The 7,206-nt window shown below is 35.6% G+C and carries 7 protein-coding genes; 3 read left to right on the top strand and 4 right to left on the bottom strand.

Going from position 1 to position 7,206, the window contains the following annotated elements:
• Positions 1 to 223 precede the first annotated feature (223 nt).
• Positions 224 to 1,234 (bottom strand): ion channel, encoded by a 1,011-nt coding sequence (locus QNI15_RS30995; protein WP_313993038.1) that lies wholly within the window; start codon positions 1,232 to 1,234, stop codon positions 224 to 226.
• A 35-nt stretch (positions 1,235 to 1,269) separates the two neighbouring features.
• Complete coding sequence (locus tag QNI15_RS30990) at positions 1,270 to 2,712, bottom strand: exonuclease domain-containing protein (RefSeq protein ID WP_314035560.1); 1,443 nt, start codon at positions 2,710 to 2,712, stop codon at positions 1,270 to 1,272.
• A 270-nt stretch (positions 2,713 to 2,982) separates the two neighbouring features.
• Between QNI15_RS30990 and QNI15_RS30985 the strand changes: the two genes are divergently transcribed.
• Entirely contained in the window at positions 2,983 to 3,735 is a 753-nt protein-coding gene (locus QNI15_RS30985; RefSeq protein WP_314035559.1) for a sterol desaturase family protein, read from the top strand.
• Positions 3,736 to 3,750: 15 nt separating this feature from the next.
• Here the strand turns inward: QNI15_RS30985 and QNI15_RS30980 are convergent, their stop codons facing one another.
• Positions 3,751 to 4,743, bottom strand: a complete 993-nt coding sequence (locus QNI15_RS30980; RefSeq protein WP_314035557.1) for a YheT family hydrolase — start codon at positions 4,741 to 4,743, stop codon at positions 3,751 to 3,753.
• Positions 4,744 to 5,266: 523 nt separating this feature from the next.
• On the opposite strand from QNI15_RS30980, the gene QNI15_RS30975 reads away from it, so the two are divergent.
• Complete coding sequence (locus QNI15_RS30975; RefSeq protein ID WP_314035555.1) at positions 5,267 to 5,836, top strand: hypothetical protein; 570 nt, start codon at positions 5,267 to 5,269, stop codon at positions 5,834 to 5,836.
• A 159-nt stretch (positions 5,837 to 5,995) separates the two neighbouring features.
• Positions 5,996 to 6,457 (top strand): ferritin-like domain-containing protein, encoded by a 462-nt coding sequence (locus QNI15_RS30970; protein WP_314035553.1) that lies wholly within the window; start codon positions 5,996 to 5,998, stop codon positions 6,455 to 6,457.
• A 77-nt stretch (positions 6,458 to 6,534) separates the two neighbouring features.
• On the opposite strand, the gene QNI15_RS30965 is transcribed toward QNI15_RS30970, so the two are convergent.
• On the bottom strand, positions 6,535 to 7,158 hold the full coding sequence (locus tag QNI15_RS30965; protein WP_314035551.1) for a DUF4240 domain-containing protein: 624 nt from the start codon (positions 7,156 to 7,158) through the stop codon (positions 6,535 to 6,537).
• Positions 7,159 to 7,206: the final 48 nt, after the last annotated feature.

The following is a 7,206-nucleotide window of genomic DNA, read 5'->3' as shown; positions in this document are numbered from 1 at the left end:
TTTGTCTAAAATTTTGATAACTTGCTCACTGATGATTGTTTTCATCCTCAAAGGTTGGTTTGGTGGCTTGGTCGCTCCAAATTTCAACCTTTTTGTTTTCTATTGCTAGTTTTCCTCGGGTAGAGTAATAAATGATTTATATACTAATATTTTTTTAACAGAGATACAACAACGCTACCTATTGTTACAGATATAAAAAAATATATTTCTCAAAAACTATATCTCATAAATCAGACACTCCCCTTTCCTCCTCTTCTACTTCCATAATCAGTTCAGGCAGGTCAACTTTTTCAACTTCGCTAATTTTATCAAGTTCCAGAGCAATTTTACTACTTCCTATAATTGGTGAATACATTGGTTTAAACTTTGCGCCCCATGTTATCTCATCACAGGAATAAGAAGTTCGCTGATATACTACCTGTGCAAACGTATCATCAAAAGCTTTAATCATAACCCAAAATTCAGCATCACTATCTTTCAAATCCTGTAATGTTACACCATATAATGGACTCGAATCTGTAATAGAATGAACAACCGTCCAACTTAAGGAAAGCAGGCTAATACGATTGAGTTCCAGGTTTAAGTTATAATATTTTCGTCGAGGAGTTTCATTGCCATTATCAATCAGACTAAGAATTACCTCAGTTTCAACTTCAATGAGCTGACTATTACGGGCATTGGCAATACGAAACATTAAACCCATCCCGGCTTTATAAGGAGAAACTATTGCATGTTTACTATATAATATGCGTGCTTGGGGCCTTGCAAAACGACCATATAATAAACCTGTTGCAATAGCAAATGATAACCATCCAACCACTGATTCCAGGGATGCGATCATACTTGCCAACCAACCTATTGGTGCAATATGTCCATATCCAACAGTAGTGAATGTCTGTGTGCTAAAAAAATACATATCCCAGAAATTACTGAAATATCCTGCACTGGATACTCCCTGAAACTGTTCAGAGCCTAACAAAGTATAGACTACAGCAAATGCACCATTTATGCCAAAGAAGAATAGCAGAAATATCAAAAAGAATTTACGCCATCGCATGGTAATAAAGCGATGATAAGGATCCAGATAGTAACGACCTAATATTTTGTTGTTTCTAACAACATTAAAGCTTCCATCTTTATTAATTAGTCTGGTAGTAGCGTCAGTAAGTTTATTTCCAAATCCAAATTCTCTTTGTTCTTCTTTGAGGTGGGATTTACGCCGATGTTTACTCATACATCCTTTTCAATAGTTATGGGTTACGTATTAGATTAATCAGGATCATTTGCAACAGCTTTCATAGACAGTGATTGATAGGGGATTACCTTATCATACCGATTGTTACGTACATAGCCGCATAGTATACGCTGAATATCTTGATTATGAGGGTATTTACGTATGCTTGCCCGCAGGTTTTCATGTGTTGCTTCTTCTATAGAAGTATCAATGTAACCAAATCCTATGTATCGTCCTTTTTCAATACAGACAACAGACTTTTCATCTTCATGTCTGCCTCGGCCAACAATAAAAAAGCTTTCGTTTTGGAAACTGAAACTTTCAATCGCAGCTCGTGCGCGATTATTGTATTCGTCTACAGGTTCAAGCCCTACACAAGCACCTTTACACTGATGAATATGATAATTGAAACAAGGGCCTCCTGTCTTATGCAAATCACATTTCTGAAGACACAATCCATACTTCTGAACTCTGTTATATAAAAAGTTACGGGCATCCTCCCAATTATCCAACATGGTTAAAGGTTCTTTATCTGAAGACAATCTTTCTACATATAAATTAATGTATCCATTTTTATCTGCTTCTTCATATATTCCATAAAAAGGGACAGCACGTGATCTCTTTTGTTGTGTATTGAAGCGAGGTTTTATCTTCTTTATTTCATCCGATTCATATAACAACGCCACCAGTTCACTCCCAGTCAACTCATAGGTAATACTAGCTATGTTGTTTTTAAACTCTATTGATTTACGACTCTTATAATCTATCTGAAAATGTTGAATGATACGTTTGCGAATATTAATGCTCTTTCCAACGTACATAACTTTCCCATGTTCATCATGAAAATAATAAACTCCAGTATCTTCAGGTAATGCCAGAACTTGCTCTCTTGTTATACGAGGTGGTAACGTTTGTGATTTAACCTCAAGGGCAAGCCAATCCTCAACATCAGCAGACGTAGTTGCAGTAATCTGATGCTGATTCATAATCATCCCAAATACCTCTGCAGTTGCCTCAGCATCTCCCATTGCTCTGTGGCGATTTTCAATAGTAACACCAAGCGAATGACATAACTTGCCTAAACTATATGAGGGTAGACCCGGAAATGACTTCCGACTCATTCGTACTGTACATAATGTTTTTCGCTGATAATTGTATCCAAGATCTTTGAATGCAGACTTGATAAATGAGTAATCAAAACGGACATTATGTGCAACAAAAATAGCTCCTTCGGTAAGTTCTACAATCTTGCGAGCCACTTCATAAAAAGGAGGTGCATCCCGTACCATTTCATTAGAAATTCCTGTCAGCTGAGTAATCTCATAAGGAATAGAACGACCAGGATTGATCAATGTTTCATAACGTTCTACCACCTCTTTGCCGTTGTGTAAAACGATAGCAATTTCAGTAATCCGGTCACGGTCAGGCTGCCCTCCCGTGGTCTCAATATCAACTATGGCGTACAAAATGTGATGGATTATGCGGTTATCAGATCAGAGACAATAGTTTACAGACAGAAAGCATTAATGTAAGTAAGAAGTTTGCCTATTACAAAAATACTTTTTTTCAACGACTTCATAACGTTGCCATTTTGTAAATTGTTCATTCCCATTAGTCTGAAGAAGATAGATTCAGCAAAACTGGCAAAATCATATGGAATAGGTGCTTTGTAAGGAAAAGAGAGAATCACTCTTATATAAACAAGCTAATCTACTTAATTTACAGCACGTTATTTACTATTTTATCCTATGCTGCACTTTTTGGAAAGTATTAATCGTTGGGAAGCCTTTGGATTTTTTTGGCTTGAGAATGCAACTATTGTCCTATTAACATTGCTTATCAGCAACTGGTTGACCTATGGTTTCTGTATAAAGCAACTCTCAAAATTAGTTGAGACATTAACCAGTAAAGAAGTTTTACTGGCTTCTATTTCAGTTATTATCAATACTCTTATTACGTATGCAGGTTATGAATGCTGGAAGCGGGGATACATACAATTTGATGAAAGTATTTCTTATCGCATTGTTATAGACTCAATTATACTCATTCTAACTATGGATGCAGTCATGTTCTTTCTCCATTATATTGTTCACCGAACCTTCCTTTATTCAATTGTACATAAACTACATCATACATACACAAATCCTCAGCCTATTGATCTTTTCGTGTTGCATCCCTTTGAAACGTTTTCATTTGGAAGTTTATGGGTTATTTTATTATTAGTATTTCCAGCCAATTTATATGCTGTGATTCTGTATCTGACATTAAATGTCATTTTTGGAATGCTAGGACATATGAATGTTGAATTATTTCCAGCCAATTGGCTCAGAATTCCAGTAGTAAAACTGATCGCCACTGCTACTTTTCATTACCAGCATCATCAAAATGAGCAATACAACTTTGGGTTCTACACTACATTTTGGGATTCGTTATTTGGTACAATTGCGCCTGATTATACAGAGCAATTTCAACGAAACAGAGAGCAATCTATAAAAGAATAAGATTATTGCTGGATTCTAGAAATCAGACTCCTTTAAGAAAGATAAAGCTCTCGTCTCAGACCAAAAAGTGTTTTGTAATGACTGATACATAAACCCACAATGTCCACCTGCCTGAGTAATCTGTAACCATACATTAGGAAGATTTGTCACTAGAGACTGATCAAAGCATTCAGGGGATAAAAAAGGATCATTGATTGCATTGACAATTAATGTAGGAACCTTAATACCTTGTAAAAAAAACTTGGAACTGTTCTGGGTATAATAATCAACTGCATCTTTAAATCCATGTAGAGGAGCCGTATATACGTCATCAAATTCCTTAAGCTTACGGATAGTCTGAAGAGGCATAATGTCAATCTCCTGCGGCATAATTTCAGCTTTTTTGAGAATTTTTTTTCGAAGACTGCGCAAAAACCGTTGTTCATAAATAAAATTTTGAGGCTTCGAAATCTTAGCACTACTGGTTTTCACATCTAAAGGAACGGAAAATACTACTGACTTTTTAATAAATGGTGCTAGTAAAGCACCTTGTTCACCCAGATATTTTAGAGTAATGTTGCCTCCCGCACTAAATCCTAACAAAACGATTTCTGTATATTCTGGCTTCATTTGAGTTACATACTCAACTACTGTGTGTAAATCATCGGTAGCTCCAATATGATAGAATCTTCTCTGACGGTTTATTTCGCCACTACAACTTCTATAGTTCCATGCAAGTACATCGTAGCCTTCTGATGTTAATATACGTACCATCCCAGTTACATAAGGCCGTTGACTATCCCCTTCTAGTCCATGACTAATAATGGCTAATGGGGTAGGCTCTGTTTTTCTTTTATTTTCTGCAAAAGCCCAATCCAAATCCAGAAAATCTTCGTCAGGAGTAGTTATACGTTCTCTGTAATAGGATATACCGTTTACCTTTCGCATAACAGCAGGGATGATCGTCTGTAAATGACCATTAAATAGGTAAAAGGGTGATCTATAGGTTGTCTCTTGTAAATAAGGCATAAGTCATCATCTGTCAGGTAATAGTATGGCAAAGTTCAGCTACTCTTCGCAAAAAATCAAAAGTAATTTCAAATGTAAACACTGCTAACTATAAAAGTATTTGGAACTCCTATCTTAGATAGAGTATAGATATTTTTCATTTAACTCAAAAACAACGAAAAAAGGTTTATTTCTTACATTTTTTCTTACACTGGATCTTCTGAATAGGGTCACATTTTAAAACCTTATCAGTATTTATAAAAATTTTCCCATTCCAACGGTCACCATTCTGGTAAAAATGGTATTTATGTTAAAGGAACAATCTTACTATAAGAAAACTTGTTCTTTAAAAAAGAATACTTTAACTTAGTGAAGTATCCATTTTTTCAGGCCACGAACCACTAAACAGTTAGATAAACTTACAGCGCAATATTTCGGATATAAACAAATTCTAACAAAAATCAAAAGCAACTAATATTGTATTAGTTCTACATCAAATCTGAATTCTCACAGTAAAAATGTTTTTATCATAACAATTACAAGTATGAAAGACACCAACATTGGAGCCTTAGTAACCAAGAGAGTTGCTTTCTCCGCTTTAATCATGGCAGGTATCATCGGTTTATTCATGGGCTTGTCCTACTGGCAAAAGGGAAGTACTAGCCTGGACTGGCGTTTATGGCTATTCATAGGTTTTTGGGGTGTAGCTCTTGCAGTTGATATATATCGCTTTGCAAGCCGTAATACACTTTCACATACCAGTGTTCGCTATGGTGACTCTGATACAGGACAAGATCGCTTGGATGCTATTCTGCAAGCAAGTGGTTATGCAATGGATCACAAAGAAAACAATCGGTATATCTATATCCCGACCATGATTGCAGGATCAATGAACCGACCTATAGTTGTTGAGGTAAAAGAGCGCAATGCGGTAATCGACGGCCCATCTTTCCTGATCGATCACATTGAACAGCGTGTTGAAAACCTCAATTATGTAGATATGTCTGTAGGCGAAGCTGCTAGCAAGCCTCTGGGAACCTCTGTTGCTGATTATAATACCCAATCTGGTTTGGGTTCTACAGATGCAGAAGTATTCAACCCAAAAACTGCATAATGGCTTATTAGAAGCATATAACCTATGAAAAAGCAATAACCAGCCTATACATTTGGGCTGGTTATTGCTTTTTTTCTATAAGATAAAAACATAATGGCATGCATTTTTTGGCATTAGAGGCATAAATATGTATTGATTATTAACCTAAATAACGTTTTTATGTCAGCTAGTGAAAAATCAGTTTCTATTTTAAATGATGTTATAGAAATTTTGAATGATCGTATCGAAGGCTATGAAAGAGCCATGAAAGATGTTGAATTTGAAGATGTAGATTTGAAGGCGATGTTTGCCAATCTTATCCATGAGAGTAGAGGCTTCCGTAATGATTTGATACAGGAAGTAACAACATTGGGTGGAGAGCCAGAAAGAGGTACAACTGCTACCGGACAAATCCATAAAGCATGGATGGATCTGAAAGCAGCTTTCACAGGAAAAGATCGTGAATCGATTCTAAGCTCTTGCGAATTTGGAGATAAGGCAGCTATTAAAGCCTATGATGACGCATTGGAAGACAATGTATCTGCTAGCCTTCGTGAGACACTAATAAGTCAGCGGGATAGCATTCAAAGAACGCATGATACAATCAGTCAATATCTGCGTTCCAGCCAAGCAGCCTATTAATTTCTATAAATCATAATATTCAAAATGTGATAGCCAATAATTTTCATTGGCTATCACATTTTTTATTATATAACCATCTACATATTCCTTAAATCTGTTATTTCTTTAACTAGTTGAGGGTATATATCCTGTAGGTCTTCCCCACTTATAGGTACTCCATCCATTTCTCCATCTAATGAGTCATAATGAATAACATCTGGAAACAACTTTGTTACAGCATCTTGAATTTCAATCTTTTCTTCATTATCATTATAGATAGCATATGCTTCTTCAGAAACATATAAAAGTCCTTCAGCCCAATTATTGCCTATATCAAAACTATATTTTCCATTAATAAAAGCGTTTATATCCTCTGTGATTTCTTCAAAAAACTCCTTTCCTTTTAATATAAGCCAGCACCGAAAATAAATGAAACCATCAGTAGATATATAATCATCAAAAATAATTTTGCCATCTTCAGTTGTATATCCATTTTCTAAGATTATTGACAATTCGGCAATCTCCGCAGTGTAAAGCTCATACATCTTTTCCTGAAATACCTTTTCAAAAATAACTAACTCTTCTTTGCTGTGATGAGAAAGTAGTTCAACCAGATTTTCAAGATGCTCTTCAATATCATAATCACTCCAGTGAGAGGTTTGTGACTTATTAGATTTTTCAATTGCATTCCAGAATAAATTTTCTTCTTCCTGTGGTGACATAGTGGGTTTGTTTATCATACTATGGGTTTACAAGTAACATTAATGCCA

The sequence above is a fragment of the Xanthocytophaga flava genome, from assembly GCF_030068545.1.
Lineage (GTDB): Bacteria > Bacteroidota > Bacteroidia > Cytophagales > 172606-1 > Xanthocytophaga > Xanthocytophaga flava.
This window is presented reverse-complemented; position numbering and strand designations above follow the sequence as displayed.